The sequence below is a fragment of the Rhodobacteraceae bacterium D3-12 genome (genome assembly GCA_025916135.1).
Taxonomy (GTDB): Bacteria; Pseudomonadota; Alphaproteobacteria; order Rhodobacterales; family Rhodobacteraceae; genus JAKGBX01.
The window spans coordinates 213,395-227,723 of record CP104793.1; the positions used below are offsets into that span (position 1 = coordinate 213,395).

Here is a 14,329-nt window from a genome sequence, read left to right on the forward strand (position 1 = left end):
GTTTTACGTGTCAGGCGCCTGAATAGCTTGTGCGGCTTGTGGGGGCAATCGGGGTTGGGGGAGAAAAGCCGAAGCGTTTTTGCATGTTGCGGCTTGGTCGGATGAGTATTTCAAGAAAGGTGAAAGGCCGGGTTTCGCGTTGACATGGGTATATGTGGGGGGTGACAACGGCGCGATGAGAAATGGGATGCCATATACACGCGCGGGTCGCGTGGTGGGTTTGCTGGGGGGGTCGTTTGATCCGGCCCATGCGGGCCATGCGCATATCAGCCGGGAAGCCTTGAAACGCTTTGGGCTGGATGAGTTGTGGTGGCTGGTCAGCCCGGGCAACCCGCTTAAGGAGCACGGTCCGGCGCCAATGGAAGATCGCTTGGCGAAGGCGCGGGCGGTGATGATGCATCCGCGCGTGAAGATCACCGATTTCGAGGCGCGGGCCGGGACGCGGTATACTGCCGAGACGTTGCGGGCGTTGATCCGGGCCTATCCGGGGGTCAAATTTGTTTGGTTGATGGGGGCGGATAACCTGCATCAGTTGGATCAGTGGCAGGATTGGCGCTGGATCATGGAGACGGTGCCGGTGGGCGTATTGGCGCGCCCCGGTCAGCGGATTTCGGCACGCAATGCCAAAGCGGCGGATGTGTATCGCAAAGCCCGATTGAGTGGTCGGCAGGCGCAGGTATTGGCGCGGGGAGATGTCCCGCGGTGGTGTTTCGTGAACGTGCCGATGATGGACATATCATCAAGTGAAATCCGGGCGCGTGGGTTGTGGAAGCACAGCCGCGCAGCCAAGGCCACGATTGCGGAATAGGCCGGTTGATGGCGCATGCCGGTGCCGGGTGGCATTGGTGCTGGCTAAAACATGTGCCGGGAGACGCTTGTGCCCGGTAAAACCGGGGTGAGGGACATATTGCCCGCTTGCCCGTGCGCGCGCGATTGGGTTAAGTCGCGAACATGACCAAACGTATTTCGAGACGGTTTTTCCTTGCCGCGGGGCTTTTGACCAGCACCGGTGCAGCCGCATGGGCGGATGCGCCCAGAACCTCGTTGAGGCCAGTGGCGCGCAAGGCAGGCAAGGCCGGAGGCGCGGTCAAGGCCGCGATCAAGGTTCAGGCCCCGGACGCCGCCGTGCTTGTTAAACAAGCCAAGCTGGGTGGGCGCGTGGCCTTTGCCGTGGCCGACACGAAGAGCGGTCTTTTGCTGGAAGAGCGCGAGGGCGATCTTGCCCAGCCACCCGCCAGCGTCGCCAAGGCGGTGACGGCGCTTTATGCGCTGGATACGCTGGGGGCGGAGCACCGGTTTGTCACGCGGTTGATCGCGACGGGGCCGGTGCAGAACGGCGTGCTGCGGGGCGATCTTGTGCTGGCGGGCGGGGGGGATCCGACGTTGAGCACTGACGGGCTTGCTGCGCTGGCGCAGAAGCTGAAGGCGGCGGGTATTCGCGAGGTGCGGGGCGATTTCAAGGTCTGGGGTGGTGCGCTTGCGCAGTTGAAGCAGATCGACAAGGGGCAGCCCGATCACGTGGGGTATAACCCGGCGATTTCGGGGCTGACGCTGAATTACAACCGGGTTCATTTCGAGTGGAAGCGCGGCGGCAGCGGCTGGGTTACCACGATGGACGCGCGGTCAAACAAATACCGCCCCGAGGTGAGTGTGGCGCGGATGCGGATCGTCAACCGGAGCCTGCCGGTTTACACCTATGACTCCAAAAACGGCATTGATCACTGGACCGTGGCGAGCAAGGCCTTGGGCAAGGGCGGGTCGCGCTGGCTTCCTGTGCGCCAGCCCGAGATGTACGCGGGACAGGTGTTTCAGACCTTTGCGCGGTCGCAAGGGATTGCGCTTAAGCGGCCCAAGGAATTGACGCGCGCACCCAAGGGCACGACGGTGGCGACGCTGGCCAGCCCGAGTTTACGGTCCATCCTGCGCGGCATGTTGAAATACTCCAACAACCTGACAGCCGAGATGGTCGGCCTTGCTGCGACGGTGAAGCGGCGGGGCAAGGCCAGCACCCTGAAGGGCAGCGCGGGGGAGATGAACCGCTGGAGCATTGGCGCGCTGGGCATGAAGCGGGCGCGGCTGGTGGATCATTCAGGCCTTGGAGAGGCGTCGCGCCTGACGGCGAGCGATTTGGCCAAGGGCTTGGTCAAGGTGCATCGCAACGGCGTTTTGAAGCCGATTTTGAAGCCGATCGCCATGCGCCATTCCAATGGCAAGGTGAACAAGGGGCACCCGATCAAGGTCTATGCCAAGACCGGGACGTTGAATTTTGTCAGCGGGTTGGCGGGGTATATGACCGCCGCCGACGGGACCGAGCTTGCCTTTGCTATCTTTGCGGCGGATGAGGGCAAGCGGGCCAAGATCAAGCGCAATGACCGCGAGCGCCCGCAGGGGTCGCGCGGGTGGAACAAGCGGGCCAAGCAGTTGCAACAAAAGCTGATTGAACGCTGGGGCGCGCTTTACGGTGTTTGAGGAGTGCTTACGCGCACCGAGTGGCGTCTGTCGAGCCGGGTTTTATTTGCACACATAGGTTTGATTGACCTGTTGGGGGCGGTTGGGATCGCCACACCCCTGCGCGACGCAATTGTTGTGCGTGCGCCGGTCCTGAATGGTTTTGCCTGCGTTGGCACCGGTCGGGGTGCAGGCGGGAATCGCGCCGCCACATTCAAGCTCGGCAGTGCACCAGCGATCTTGCTTCCCGAGGGCTGTCCAACCTTTTTGCACGAAAGGATCGGCGGACGCGTTTTGTTGGTTTGAGAATAGGTAATAGGCTTCGTAAACCGCGCCGCGATAGCCCATCAGGATTTTGAAGCCGCCACGCTGTGCATTGTGATTCCCGCCATGAGATGTGCGGGTGTCATCGACTTTCAAGGAAAGCACATCGCCCTTTTTGGCAGGCAAGGCGATGCGCCCGAGATGAGAGGGCGTTTTGGGGTGCCAGAGAACAAGTTGTCGGTCGCCGGCTGTGAACTCTCCCGCGATTGCGGTGTTGTTGATCGCACCTTCCAGCGGAGTGACGGCCATATTCGGGTCGAGCGGTGGCGGACAGTTTGAAGCCGGGTTGGCGTTAAGCTCAATTTTCACGCTGATGATGTCGCCTTGGCGCACAACGTCCAAGGGGTGAGCGAAAGTCCACACATAGTCAAACAGCGCATAGCATTCGGGTTGTCCCGGTTTGTTGACGCGTGCCTGAACATGGCCGCCTTCAGAGGTCAGGTGGTGGATTGTGAAGACCGTCGGGTAGTGGTTGCCCTTGGCCGCGGTGGCGTGCGGCACGTTGGGGTTCATCGTCCACGTGGTGTTTTGCTGGGCGGTTGATCGCGTAGCGAATGCGGTAATGACGATCAGCGCCAGTGCGAAGAAGAATTGCAGCGGTTTGCAGGCGTGTCCAAGGATCATTGAAAATCTCGCTCTGGCTATGGAAAACAAAAAAGTAATTGAGCGAGCCTAGTCTTTGGCCGTGCATTTTGAAAGCGTTTCGATTGTGTGCGAGAGGCGCCGCGCGGTTTGGGGGTGTTGCCGGTGCTGCTGCCTGGTCAGCTTATCGCGGCCAGCCATGGCGGCACGGCGAGCAAGAGATGCGTTACCACGGCGTCGAGCGCATAAAACGACCAGTGCAGCCCGTAAGCCCAGCGAAAGCCGTTGCGCAGGCGCAGATAAAGAAACGGGATCAACAGGCCGAAGGCCGTCGCCGCGAGCGTGAAGCGGGCGACATAGAGCGACGTGAAGCCGTCAAAGATCAGCGTCAGGTGGAAGCCGCCGAACAGCACAGCCATGCCAAGCGAAATGGCGGGCAGCGAAAACCGTGCCCGTGCCGCATTGAGCACAAGGGCCGCGACGAGGATCTGCTGAAACAGGATGTCGATGGATTTGGGTAGGTAATACCACGCCGAGGCAAACATGAACTCGGGCGGGTTCGCGGGCGCACGGAGGGTTGAAACCGGGGGCAAGAGCGGCAGGACGAACACCACGAAGCCGGCATAGGCCAGAAGCACCGGTGCGAGCGCTATAGCGTGCCCGATGAGGCGGCGCGGGCTGATGTGGGGTGACAGGCTTGGGCGAAACAGCAGCAAGGCCGCACCGCTCCACGCCAGATAGAAGGCGGCGAAGAGGATTGGCGCGTCGTCATAGCCGCTTTCGAGCGCCAAGGCGCTGCGCAGGGCATAGTAGGCCCAGCTGGACGCGATCCACATCGCGCCGACCAACAGCAATGCCGTTAGAGGTTTGGCCCGATACAACGCCGTGCGCGCCCGGTCAGACGGTCATGTGTCGCGCCCGTGCGCCACGTTCGATGGCGGCGGCGTGCAGGCGGTCAATCTCTAGCTCGTAGCGGATCTCTTCGAGGAGGCGGATTTCTTCGTTTCCGATAGAGCCATCCGCCGCCGCCACATCACAGGCCAGCGCATAGGCGGTTTCAAACAGGTGTTCGGGCAGGTTGTCCCGCACGAGGCCGAAGAGCGCATCAAGCCCGTCTTCTTGGTCAAACAGGTCGAACACGGTTTGCGACATGACCTTGATGCGGTCGATGTCATAATCGCCAAAAACGGGGAGGTTGTTGACCGCCGACTGGATCTTGACCAGTTCCGAGGTGCGGATTTTCTCGTCAGAGGCCGAGATGGCGATCATCACGGCGACAAGGCAATCCTGCGGGCTGAGCGGGTGGGGGAGTTGATCGTTCATCGCGGGTATCCTTTGTGGCCGGGGTTGAGCTTGTAAATATTGACCTCTGCCCGGTGGAACAATAGGAAACGCAGACCCGGCCACAATGAATCTGGCGGGAAGAATCGGAGATACCCAGAATGTCGGACCTGCGCGACGCCGCCCTTACCAGCAAAGCTTGGCCTTTTGAGGAAGCGCGCCGGGTGCTTAAACGCTATGAAAAGCAGCCACCGGAGAAGGGGTATGTGCTGTTCGAGACCGGCTATGGCCCCTCGGGCCTGCCGCATATCGGGACATTCGGCGAGGTTCTGCGCACGACGATGATCCGCCGGGCGTTTGAGCTGATGTCCGACATTCCGACGCGGTTGATCTGTTTCTCGGACGATTTGGACGGGATGCGCAAAGTGCCGGGCAATGTGCCGGATCAGGACATGTTGCAGGAGCACTTGCAAAAGCCGCTGACCAGCGTACCGGACCCGTTTGGCACGCATGAGAGCTTTGGCCATCATAACAACGCCATGTTGCGCCGGTTTCTGGACACCTTCGGGTTTGAATACGAGTTCATTTCGGCCACAGAGTTCTATCGCTCGGGGCAGTTTGACGAGGTGCTGTTGCGCGCCGCCGAACGCTATGACGATGTGATGAAGATCATGCTCAAGAGCCTGCGCGAGGAACGGCGGCAGACCTATTCGATCTTCCTTCCGATCCATCCGGAGACGGGGCGCGTTTTGTATGTGCCGATGAAGAATGTCGATGCGGAGAAGGGCGAGATCACCTTTGACGACGAGGACGGGCGGGAATGGACGCTGCCGGTGACCGGCGGCAACGTGAAGCTTCAATGGAAGCCCGATTTCGGGGCGCGTTGGGCGGCGTTGGGCGTGGATTTCGAGATGTACGGCAAGGATCATTCGACCAACACGCCAATCTATGACGGGATTTGCCGGGCATTGGGCGCACGCGCGCCGGAGCATTTCACTTATGAGCTGTTTTTGGACGATCAGGGGCAGAAGATTTCGAAGTCTTCGGGCAACGGGATTTCGATTGATGAGTGGCTGAGCTATGCCAGCACCGAGAGCCTGTCGTATTTCATGTATCAAAAGCCCAAGACCGCCAAGCGGATGTATTTTGACGTGATCCCCAAGGCGATGGATGAATACCACCAGCAGCTGCGCGCCTATGCCAAGCAGGATGCGACGCAGAAGCTGAACAACCCGGTCTATCATATCCACAACGGCGATGTGCCCGAGAGCGATATGGTGGTGAGCTTTGCTATGTTGCTTAATCTGGCCAGCGTATCGGGGGCGGAAGACCGCGAGGCGCTGTGGGGGTTCATCCACAAGTATGCACCCGAGGCGAGCGCCGAGACCCATCCGGGGATGGATGCGGCGGCCGGGTTTGCTGTGCGCTATTACAATGACTTCGTGAAGCCCAAGAAGGTGTTCCGCGCGCCCAGCGATCAGGAACGCGCGGCATTGGAAGAGTTGGCGGCGGCGTTTGGCGATGCTGACAAGGCGTTGGACGTCATTGCCCGCAAGAATGCGGCGATGGGCAATGAAGACCCGCTTCCCGAGGTGGATTTCGGGGATGAGGAGTTCCTGCAATCGGTTGTTTTCGCTGTGGGCAAGCTTCACGGGTTTGAGCCGCTGCGCAACTGGTTTACCGCGATCTATGAGGTGCTGTTGGGCGCGAGTCAGGGGCCGCGGTTTGGCGGGTTCGCAGCGCTTTACGGTGTGGACGAGACGCGCGCGTTGATCGCCAAGGCATTGGCGGGCGAGTTGGTCTGAGCAGAATGCGGGAGGTGGGCTCGCGCCCACCCTACGCAGCTGTGAACAGCGCGGGCTGTGATATGTGCTAGGGTCGGGGCGAAGGGAGCCCTGACATGGCACGGTATTTAATTGCATTGGTGATGGTTTTCGCAACCATGGGCGGCGGTTCTGCGCGCGCGCAAGGTGGCGGCATAGAGGCCACGGTCAGCGGGCAGATCGAGGCGTTTCGAGCCGGTGATTTTGCGGCGGCTTTTGGCTATGCCAGCCCCGGCATTCAAGGCATTTTCCAGACGCTGGAGAATTTCGGCATGATGGTCCGACAGGGGTATGGCGTGTTGCTGAACCCGGCGGACATGCAGTTTTTGAACGCGCGGGAAGAGGGTGGCAAGCTGTGGCAGCGGGTGCTTTACCGCGATGTACACGGCGAAATTCACATCTTTGATTACGAGATGATCAAAGGGCCAGAGGGTTGGAAGATCGGCGCGGTGAACCGGGTGGAGATGCCCAAGCCGTCAGCGTGAGGCGGCTCTAGGTGTTGGTTTTCAGCTTACCGAGCGTCGCGTTGAGTTCGACAAACAGGGCGCGACGTTCGTCTTCGGACAGGAAGCGGCCCAGTTCGACCGTGCGGCCATTGCCGGTGAGCGTGATGTAATGCGGCACCGGCCCGCCGGTGACATGGATCTCTGTGCGGACCCAATAGGTATTACAGTCCCAATCGAGCACCGGGCCTTTGCGGGGCTGGTGGGTGAGCGCGGCGTGGTTCGGCGTGAGTGTCAGCACCTCAAGAACTTCGGCGGTTTTATAGGTGTGGCGCAGCGCCCACCAGAGCCCGGCGAGGGCGAGCATCACGAAGGGCAGCAGCCCCCAGAAGAACACCGTTCCGAGCAGCCCGTAGAGGGGCACGGTGATGAAGAGAAACGCCATCATGATGATCACCGCAAAGCCGCGCAGCGGCAGCGAGCGCCACGGCCAGAGGGTGAGCGTGTGGGTGTTCGGAGCGGGGGTGGTCCAGCGGTAGGGCATGGGCAAGCTTTGAGTGATGGTGGGACTTGAAAGGGCAGCTGCGCGCCGCGCGGGAGTGACTGGGGAAAGATAAAAGGCGCGGGGCGTGACGGAAACCGGGAGCGGAAAGAAAAAGGGCCCCGGTTTGATCCGGAGCCCTTTGCAGTGTGTTTCGATGCCGGGCCTTAGTGGCTATGGCCTTTGTCCCAGTCTTCCTGCTTGGGCAGGATTTCGAACGTATGTTCGGGGGGCGGGCAGGACACGGTCCATTCCAGCGTATCGGCGTATTCGTTCCAGTAGTTGTTCTCGGTCACTTTTGCGCCGCGGAACAGCGAGTAGAACATGATGCCGAAGAACAGCAGGAACGACGAGAAGCTGAGCAATGCGCCCCAGCTGGAGACGTAGTTCCAGTAAGCGAAGGCTTCTGGGTAGTCGATGTAACGGCGCGGCATGCCCTGACGGCCCAAGAAGTGCTGGGGGAAGAAGGTCAGGTTGACGCCGATGAAGAACATCCAGAAGTGCACCTTGCCCCAGAATTCGGGGTATTGGCGGCCTGTCATCTTGCCGAAGTAGAAGTAGATCCCGGCGAAGATGGTAAAGGCGGCCCCCATCGACATGGTGTAGTGGAAGTGCGCCACGACGTAGTAGGTGTCGTGATAGGCGCGGTCGACGCCGGCCTGGCTGAGCACGATGCCGGTTACGCCGCCAACGGTGAACAGGATCAGGAAGCCGAAGGCGAAGAGCATCGGGGTTTTGAATTCAACCGAGCCGCCCCACATGGTCGCGATCCAGCTAAAGATTTTCACCCCGGTCGGCACCGCGATAACCATGGTGGCCAGCATAAAGTACGACTGCTGCGAGAGCGACATGCCAACGGTATACATGTGGTGCGCCCAGACGACGAAGCCGATGGCCCCGATCGCGATCAGCGCCCAGACCATGGGCAGGTAGCCAAACACCGGCTTGCGCGAGAAGGTGGCAAAGACGTGTGACACAAGGCCAAAGCCGGGCAGCACCACAATATACACCTCGGGGTGACCGAAGAACCAGAGAATGTGCTGGTAAAGGATCGGGTCACCGCCACCGGCCGGATCAAAGAAGGTTGTGCCAAAGTTCCGGTCTGTCAGCAGCATGGTGATGGCGCCAGCCAACACCGGCAGGGCCAGAAGGATGAGCCATGCGGTCACGAAGATCGACCATGCAAACAGCGGCACTTTGAACAGGGTCATGCCGGGCGCGCGCATGTTCAGGAAGGTGGTGATCATGTTGATCGCGCCAAGGATCGAGGAGGCGCCAGAGACGTGCACCGCGAAGATGGCGAGGTCCATGGACATGCCTGCTTCGGATGTGGAGAGCGGTGGGTAGAGCACCCAACCGACGCCAGATCCGAGTTGATCATTGCCGCCGGGCGCAAAGAGCGAGGCGACGCCAAGCGCAACACCCGCCACATACATCCAGAACGACAGGTTGTTCATCCGCGGGAAGGCCATATCGGGCGCGCCGATTTGCAACGGCATGAAGAAGTTGCCGAAACCGCCGAACAGCGCCGGAATAACCACGAAGAACATCATCAGAACGCCGTGATAGGTGATCAACACGTTCCAGAGGTGCCCGTTCGGAGAACAGGTTTCAGGGGTCGAAAACAGATGGAAGCCTTCGAGGCACATGTATTGCACCCCAGGGTGCATCAGCTCGAGGCGCATGAACACCGTGAAGAGAACGGCGATGAGGCCGACGAAGGCAGAGACGACGAGATAAAGAAGCCCGATGTCTTTGTGGTTGGTTGACAGGAACCAGCGGGTAAAGAAACCGCGGTTGTCTTCATGTGCGTGGCCGTGAATGGCTGCGTCTGCCATGCGATGCCTCCTGTTGCATGTCTTGGGGGTGCGGCGCCTGATGCGACGCACAACTGTTCAATGCTGGTTTTAGAATGCGAGGCAGGTCTGAGCAACGTCTGAAATTGATCTGGATCAATTTATTTTGTCGCACCCCTTGAAAGCGGATTGCAGAAAAGTGGTTGTTTCGCAGCAGCTTGGCCGGTTGGGCCGAGAAAAGGGCTGTGCGAAACGGCCCGCAATGGGGGCGATTTGACGCGGGTCGCGCCAAGCGCTGCGCCGTGCGGAGGCGGGCGGGCAGGGCAAAAGCGGCGCAGGATTCTGCACCAATCGGGCCGGGATTGGCGCGCAGCGGGGCAGTCAAACCTGCCAAAAGCAAAGAAAAACGGGAGGCGATGAGGCCTCCCGTTTGGGTGATTTGCGATGTCCGCCTGCCAAGGAGGCAGATGCACGTGCGCTTATTCAGACGCCGGAGCATCCGCAGCCGGAGCCGGCGAATGTGTGGCGAGATAAGCCGCAACGTCGGCCTGACCCTTTTTCATCTTGAAGGCCATTTTGGACTTCTTGGCGTAGCCTTGGGCGTCGAGCCATTTCTTGGGGTCGGTCATATATTCGGCGAGCGCCTCTTCGGTCCAAACGAATTCGGCGGCGGCGGCTTCTTTGAGGCCGTTGCCGTATTTGAAGCCATCCTGGGTGCCCGCAACGCGGCCGACGATACCATAGAGGTTCGGCCCTGTTTTGCCGCCTTTCATGATCGGGTCGCCTTCGGGGGCGCGATCATGTGGCAGGCTTTACATTTCTTGAAGGATTTTTTGCCTTTTTCGGCATCGCCCGCCGAGTGGCTTTCGGCGAAGGCCGGTGCGGCAAGGGCAAGAAGAGCGACGGCGATGGTGGAGAGAATCGGTTTCATTTCTACCTCTTTAGCATGTGCTCACGTTTCGTTCGTCTCATGATATAGAGGCGGGTAGAGGTGGCACAAGGCAAAGCTTTGATCGAATTGTCGCATGTTGGGGTGGTGTGGGGGCAGTTTAAACCGCCGTGCCGAAGGTGGTCTCAAAAGTGTCGCGCAGGGCGAGGTCGAGGTCGTCCATTGTGACGGGAAGACCGAGATCGACGAGGCTGGTGACGCCACGATCGGTGATGCCACAGGGCACGATGCCGGAAAAATGCTCAAGATCGGGTTCGACGTTGATCGAAATGCCATGGAAGGAGACCCATCTGCGCAGGCGGATGCCGATGGCGGCGATCTTGTCCTCACGCGGGGAGCCATCGGGTTGCGGCGGTTTTTCGGGGCGGGTGACCCAGACGCCGACGCGCCCCTCGCGGATTTCGCCAGTCACGTTAAAGCGGCCAAGGGTCGCGATGACCCATGTTTCAAGCTGTTTGACGAAGGCGCGCACGTCATGGCCGCGCTTGCCCACGTCGAGCATGACATAGACCACGCGCTGTCCCGGTCCGTGATAGGTGTATTGGCCGCCGCGCCGGGCCTCGTGCACGGGAAAGCGGTCGGGGTCGGTGAGGTCCTCGGGCTTGGCCGAGGTTCCGGCGGTATAGAGCGGCGGATGTTCGAGCAGCCAGACGCATTCATCCGCCTCGCCCGCAGCAATGGCGGCGACACGCGCTTCCATGAAGGCAAGCGCGGTGTCGTAGTCGGTTAAGCCGTCAGAGATTTTCCAGTCGACCATCGGCGGCCTAGCTATTTGGGCGCACGCGCGCGCCGCTTTTGTCGGCAAAGGCGGCGAGGCGGGCGCGGGCGTCGGGTTGGGTGTTGACCACACCGGCGACGACCGATTCGGCATAGGCGGCGTCCATTGCGGACATGTTCTGCATGTGGCTGACTGCCGAGCAGATGGCAAAGTTCGACAGCGGCAGGTTTTCGGCGCAGCGGCGGGCGATTTCGATGGCGCGATCGAGGCTGGAGCCGTCAACGAGATACTGCGCAAGGCCGAGATCGACAGCTTCCTGCCCTTGATAGACGCGGCCGGTGAGCATCATGTCGATCATCCGCGCCTTGCCGACAAGGTCGGTCACGCGGATCGTGGCGCCGCCGCCGGTGAAGAGGCCGCGCTGTCCTTCGGGCAAAGCGAAATAGGCGGTTTGGTCCATGACGCGGATATGGGCCGCGCTGGCCAGTTCCAGACCGCCGCCGACCACGGCACCTTGCAGGGCGGCGATAACCGGAACGCCACCGTATTCCATTTTGTTGAACGCCTCGTGCCAGCGCAGGCAGATATGCATGAAGTCGGCGGGGCTGCGGTCTTGGTCGTGGTGTTCGATCAAATCAAGCCCGGCGCAGAAATGCGGGCCAGCCCCGGCGAGGACCACTGCACGCACCCCGGCGCGGGGGGCGGTGGCGAAAAACTCAACCATTTCTTCGACCGTGTGGATGTCGAGCGCGTTGCGTTTGGCCGGACGGTTCAGCGTGACGATCCAGACGCCGTCATCTTGTGGGGCAATAGACAGGTTGGAAAATTTGCTGGGGTCGATGGTGGGGGTCATGGCGGCGTCCTTTACCTGTGTCCTTGGAAGGTTTTGGCGATTTTCTCAATCATCCTGATGGGGAATGCAAGGACGCCGTGCATCGCATTAGCCCGTCGCAGGGACCGGAGCGAGTTGGCGTAGGATGTTGGTGTAATTCTCAACCCCTTGGGCGCCGGTGACGAGATGTTTGAGGTCAAACACCATGGCGGGCACGCCGCGAATGCCTTTTTGCGCCCAGAAGTCCTGCATCTGGCGAACATCACCGGCGAAGCGCCCGGAGTCGAGCGCGGTGCGGGCCTCGGCCGTATCAAGCCCGAGGTCGCCCGCGATGGCGGTGAGCGTGTCGAGGTCGGAGACATCGCGCCCGTCGGTGAAATGGGCCTTGATCAGAGCGAGTTTCATCTCGGTCTGTTTGCCATGCGCGGCGGCGAGTTCGATCAGCTGATGGGCGCGGAAGGTGTTCACCATGCGGCTGTCATCGGTAAAGTTGAAGGTGAAGCCAAGGGAGGCGCCAAGGGTGGTGAGCTGTTCACGGTTGCGAGCGCTGTCTTCGGGCGTAACGCTGTATTTCTCGGCCAGATGCTCGCGCATGTTCTGGCCTTCAAGAGGCATTTGCGGGTTGAGTTCGAACGGGTGCCAAAGGATTTGAACCTTGGTGCCGGTGTCGGCGATGGCTTGGGACAGTTGGCGATAGCCGATAATGCACCACGGGCAGACCACGTCGGAGACGATGTCGATGCGCAGGGTATCGGGCGGTGTTTCGGACAGGTCGGTCATGACGGGGCCTTTTTGAGTGCGTTTCGGATGCCAAACTGTGCTGTGCGCCGGTGCGATGCAATGGGGCGGTTTTCAGTTTTTCGTGTGTTTGATGCACAATTCCAGCCGATTTTGCCGCGAAAAGGCAGGAATACCACCAGTGGAATTCCCAGTTTGTTCTTGCCTTCCACACTCCGCTACGGCCATATTTCAGTATATTTTGTTGGGATCACCCTTTCCAAGGCGCTGCCACGAGCGATATTTAGACGAAAAGTGCTTGAAGCTGGTGCCGGGTGAATATCATTGAAAGGAACCAGTATGACGATCAAATATCTTGTTGCGGGCCTTGTCTCCGCGAGTTTTCTGACCACGACAGCCCCTGCTCCGGCGCGGGCGGATAACAATCTGGCGGCTGGTATTGTCGGCGCGATTGTCGGTGGCGCCATTGTCAACGAGGCGCACAAGCGCAAGAAATACAAGAAAAAACGCTATTACAAATCGACCAAGAAACCCAAGGCAAAGATGTCGTCGGCACAGCGCACGGCCAACCGCGAGGTGCAGACATCGCTGAACCACTTCCAATGGAATGTGGGGCGGCCTGACGGTGTTCTGGGGCGCAATTCGCGCCGAGGTGTGTCGCAATATCAGGCGTTTATGAACTTTCCGGTGACCGGCAAGCTGTCCGAGCTTGAACGCAGCATTCTGGTGACATCCTATCAGAAAGCGGTTCTTGGCGGGGCGGGTGTGGCGCAGTTGGTGTCGACATCGCCGCACGGGCTTCGCGCGCTTTTGTTGGACACCCGCAATCAGATGCTGGGCACGATGGCGGCGGCGCCGGCACCGCAGCAGGTGCAGCCGGCGATGCAATCAGAGCCACAGCAACAGCAAGCCGCAGCGCCGGCGTTTTCATCGCAGGTGGCTTCGGCCGCGCCGGTGACAACGCAACCCGGTCTGCCGACCTTTGCCGCGCCGAGCGCACCGCAAGCCGTGTCGCTGGCCTCGCATTGCGCCAAGATCAGCCTTGTGACCTCGTCCAACGGCGGTTTCGTGACCGAGGCCCGTATGGTCGATCCGAATCAGGCGCTGGGTGAGCAATTCTGCCTTGCCCGTGGCTATGCCATGGATCAGGGGCAGGCGATGGCCGCGAAAATCCAAGGCTTTTCGCCGGCTCAGATCGCCAAGCAGTGCAGCGACTTCGGGGCGCTTTTGAAGGGGCAGGCGGCACAGCTTTCGACGCTACCGCGGGCCGCGATCATTCAAAACGTGTCGGGCTTTATCGGTGGCACGGGGATGAGTGCGGATCAGCTGATGGGCACATCGAAAGTGTGTCTCTCGGTTGGATACCGCACCGATGACATGGGCGTCGCGATTGCCTCGGCTCTGGTTCTGAATGCGCTGGGGCAGGATGCCTATGGCGAGCTTCTGGGCCATCACCTTGTGTCCGGAATCGGCACGAGCGAGCGCAAGGATTTGGCGATGGATTGGTATGCTTCAGCCATTCAGGCCGTGCCGGTGTTTGCGCCCGGTCAGCCCGAGCGGAGTGGGTTGATCCAGCGAGCCGCGCTGATGATGAACGGTCACACCGTTGCGCCGGTGGCCCCGGTCACCCAGCCCGAGCCCGTGTCGGCCACGACCGGAAACGGCGGTGCCACGCAGGGGTTTGCCTCGCAAGGCATGAGCCTTTTGGAAGGGGCGCAGCCTGCTGCTGACTAAGCGGAGCGCGACCCATAAGATGATTACAAGGCGCCCTGATTTCGGGGCGCCTTTTTCATGGGTAAATTCACAGTCAAATTTGTGGGCAAAGACACCATTGCCAGATTCATGCGGCGATAG

The 14,329-nt window shown here is 60.4% G+C and carries 13 protein-coding genes and 1 pseudogene; 5 read left to right on the forward strand and 9 right to left on the reverse strand.

Features of this window, described 5'->3' with window-relative positions; all coding sequences use genetic code 11:
• Positions 1 to 175: 175 nt before the first annotated feature.
• Together N4R57_01045 and dacB are read left to right on the forward strand one after the other, a co-directional pair.
• A complete protein-coding gene (locus N4R57_01045; GenBank protein ID UYV37737.1) occupies positions 176 to 808 on the forward strand; it encodes a nicotinate-nucleotide adenylyltransferase in 633 nt (210 codons plus the stop codon).
• A gap of 143 nt (positions 809 to 951) precedes the next feature.
• Complete coding sequence (gene dacB / locus N4R57_01050; protein ID UYV37738.1) at positions 952 to 2,469, forward strand: D-alanyl-D-alanine carboxypeptidase/D-alanyl-D-alanine-endopeptidase; 1,518 nt, start codon at positions 952 to 954, stop codon at positions 2,467 to 2,469.
• A 42-nt stretch (positions 2,470 to 2,511) separates the two neighbouring features.
• Here the strand turns inward: dacB and N4R57_01055 are convergent, their stop codons facing one another.
• The 3 genes from N4R57_01055 to N4R57_01065 all read right to left on the reverse strand — a co-directional run bounded on the left by N4R57_01055 (position 2,512) and on the right by N4R57_01065 (position 4,677).
• The gene (locus tag N4R57_01055; GenBank protein UYV37739.1) at positions 2,512 to 3,396 is read right to left on the reverse strand and encodes a hypothetical protein; all 885 of its coding nucleotides are present in this window, start codon (positions 3,394 to 3,396) and stop codon (positions 2,512 to 2,514) included.
• 137 nt (positions 3,397 to 3,533) lie between these two features.
• Entirely contained in the window at positions 3,534 to 4,235 is a 702-nt protein-coding gene (locus N4R57_01060) for a hypothetical protein (protein ID UYV37740.1), read from the reverse strand.
• A gap of 16 nt (positions 4,236 to 4,251) precedes the next feature.
• A complete protein-coding gene (locus N4R57_01065; GenBank protein UYV37741.1) occupies positions 4,252 to 4,677 on the reverse strand; it encodes a tellurite resistance TerB family protein in 426 nt (141 codons plus the stop codon).
• A 119-nt stretch (positions 4,678 to 4,796) separates the two neighbouring features.
• On the opposite strand from N4R57_01065, the gene N4R57_01070 reads away from it, so the two are divergent.
• Both N4R57_01070 and N4R57_01075 read left to right on the forward strand, forming a co-directional pair.
• The gene (locus tag N4R57_01070; GenBank protein ID UYV37742.1) at positions 4,797 to 6,440 is read left to right on the forward strand and encodes a lysine--tRNA ligase; all 1,644 of its coding nucleotides are present in this window, start codon (positions 4,797 to 4,799) and stop codon (positions 6,438 to 6,440) included.
• 95 nt (positions 6,441 to 6,535) lie between these two features.
• The gene (locus N4R57_01075; GenBank protein UYV37743.1) at positions 6,536 to 6,943 is read left to right on the forward strand and encodes a DUF4864 domain-containing protein; all 408 of its coding nucleotides are present in this window, start codon (positions 6,536 to 6,538) and stop codon (positions 6,941 to 6,943) included.
• 7 nt (positions 6,944 to 6,950) lie between these two features.
• On the opposite strand, the gene N4R57_01080 is transcribed toward N4R57_01075, so the two are convergent.
• The 6 genes and pseudogenes from N4R57_01080 to N4R57_01105 all read right to left on the reverse strand — a co-directional run bounded on the left by N4R57_01080 (position 6,951) and on the right by N4R57_01105 (position 12,517).
• Entirely contained in the window at positions 6,951 to 7,445 is a 495-nt protein-coding gene (locus tag N4R57_01080; protein UYV37744.1) for a DUF2244 domain-containing protein, read from the reverse strand.
• Positions 7,446 to 7,609: 164 nt separating this feature from the next.
• Positions 7,610 to 9,280, reverse strand: coding sequence for a cytochrome c oxidase subunit 1 (locus N4R57_01085; GenBank protein UYV37745.1), 1,671 nt, complete (start codon positions 9,278 to 9,280; stop codon positions 7,610 to 7,612).
• 437 nt (positions 9,281 to 9,717) lie between these two features.
• A pseudogene (locus tag N4R57_01090) lies at positions 9,718 to 10,169 on the reverse strand (c-type cytochrome).
• A gap of 118 nt (positions 10,170 to 10,287) precedes the next feature.
• Positions 10,288 to 10,944 (reverse strand): lipoyl(octanoyl) transferase LipB, encoded by a 657-nt coding sequence (gene lipB / locus N4R57_01095; GenBank protein ID UYV37746.1) that lies wholly within the window; start codon positions 10,942 to 10,944, stop codon positions 10,288 to 10,290.
• A gap of 7 nt (positions 10,945 to 10,951) precedes the next feature.
• Positions 10,952 to 11,758 (reverse strand): crotonase/enoyl-CoA hydratase family protein, encoded by an 807-nt coding sequence (locus N4R57_01100; protein UYV37747.1) that lies wholly within the window; start codon positions 11,756 to 11,758, stop codon positions 10,952 to 10,954.
• Between the two features lie 87 nt (positions 11,759 to 11,845).
• Complete coding sequence (locus N4R57_01105) at positions 11,846 to 12,517, reverse strand: DsbA family oxidoreductase (GenBank protein ID UYV37748.1); 672 nt, start codon at positions 12,515 to 12,517, stop codon at positions 11,846 to 11,848.
• Positions 12,518 to 12,814: 297 nt separating this feature from the next.
• Between N4R57_01105 and N4R57_01110 the strand changes: the two genes are divergently transcribed.
• Positions 12,815 to 14,209 (forward strand): peptidoglycan-binding protein, encoded by a 1,395-nt coding sequence (locus N4R57_01110; GenBank protein ID UYV37749.1) that lies wholly within the window; start codon positions 12,815 to 12,817, stop codon positions 14,207 to 14,209.
• The last annotated feature ends 120 nt before the right edge of the window (positions 14,210 to 14,329 follow it).

Excerpts from the sequence above, each read along its gene's own strand:
- N4R57_01105 (UYV37748.1), bottom strand. The coding sequence starts at position 12,517 with ATGACCGACCTGTCCGAAACACCGCCCGATACCCTGCGCATCGACATC.
- dacB (UYV37738.1), top strand. The coding sequence starts at position 952 with ATGACCAAACGTATTTCGAGACGGTTTTTCCTTGCCGCGGGGCTTTTG.
- lipB (UYV37746.1), bottom strand. The coding sequence starts at position 10,944 with ATGGTCGACTGGAAAATCTCTGACGGCTTAACCGACTACGACACCGCG.
- N4R57_01055 (UYV37739.1), bottom strand. The coding sequence starts at position 3,396 with ATGATCCTTGGACACGCCTGCAAACCGCTGCAATTCTTCTTCGCACTG.
- N4R57_01045 (UYV37737.1), top strand. The coding sequence starts at position 176 with ATGAGAAATGGGATGCCATATACACGCGCGGGTCGCGTGGTGGGTTTG.
- N4R57_01110 (UYV37749.1), top strand. The coding sequence starts at position 12,815 with ATGACGATCAAATATCTTGTTGCGGGCCTTGTCTCCGCGAGTTTTCTG.
- N4R57_01085 (UYV37745.1), bottom strand. The coding sequence starts at position 9,280 with ATGGCAGACGCAGCCATTCACGGCCACGCACATGAAGACAACCGCGGT.
- N4R57_01100 (UYV37747.1), bottom strand. The coding sequence starts at position 11,758 with ATGACCCCCACCATCGACCCCAGCAAATTTTCCAACCTGTCTATTGCC.
- N4R57_01070 (UYV37742.1), top strand. The coding sequence starts at position 4,797 with ATGTCGGACCTGCGCGACGCCGCCCTTACCAGCAAAGCTTGGCCTTTT.
- N4R57_01080 (UYV37744.1), bottom strand. The coding sequence starts at position 7,445 with ATGCCCTACCGCTGGACCACCCCCGCTCCGAACACCCACACGCTCACC.
- N4R57_01075 (UYV37743.1), top strand. The coding sequence starts at position 6,536 with ATGGCACGGTATTTAATTGCATTGGTGATGGTTTTCGCAACCATGGGC.
- N4R57_01065 (UYV37741.1), bottom strand. The coding sequence starts at position 4,677 with ATGAACGATCAACTCCCCCACCCGCTCAGCCCGCAGGATTGCCTTGTC.